1 protein-coding gene is annotated in these 717 nt (G+C 73.9%); it reads right to left on the bottom strand.

What is annotated here, in order from left to right; genetic code table 11:
• Positions 1–717 (bottom strand): ferredoxin (locus AC31A1_RS52175; protein WP_489660039.1); only part of this gene is annotated, 717 nt, incomplete at both ends.

The raw sequence follows: 717 nt of genomic DNA, 5'->3' as shown, positions 1-717 counted from the left end.
TGGGTGGGCTGTCTCCTCGTGGTCGACGAGCGTGATGGCCCCGCTGGGGCACAGGTCGGCGGCGAAGCGCACCTCGTCGGCGTACCGCGCGTCCGGCTCCGGTACGAGCAGGGCGACCCGGCCGTCCGACTCGTCCTGCTCGAACACCTCGGGCGCGACGCCGACACACTGACCCGCGCTGCGACAGCGGTCCCGGTCCAGGAGCACGGTGAGCGAGGGCTGCCGGTCGGAGGGGGTGCGGAGGGTGTTGAGCGTCGTGCACATGGTGGCGGTCTGGCCGGCCAGGACCAGGAGTTCGACGAGCTGCCCGGGGTTGAGGGCGCGGGCCAGGCGGTCCCAAAGCCCCTCGGGGATGGCGGAGTTGACGGCCAGCAGGTCGGCCGCCTCCAGGAGGTCACGGTCCTCCGGCTGCCAGGGGTGGACAGCCAGGTCGCCCGCCGTCGCGTCGATCTCCACGGCCGTCAGACCCGCGTCGGCGGCCGGGGTCCGGTGCCGACCGTGGACGTAGGGCGCGTCGAGCCGATGCGCCACCCGCAACACGACCAACTCGCGTCCACGGTGGCCGAGGGTGCCCTCGTGGGTGAGGACACGGGCGAGGGAGAGCCAGGCGTGGGCCAGCACCGGGTGGTGGGCGAGGGTGCCGAACAGGTTCTCCCGGCCGGGGCCGTCCTGCCGGGAGTCGGCGAGCAACGACCGTAGGGCCGGGGACCATTGGGC

Source organism: Streptomyces sp. P5F9 (assembly GCF_057961495.1).
This window is presented reverse-complemented; position numbering and strand designations above follow the sequence as displayed.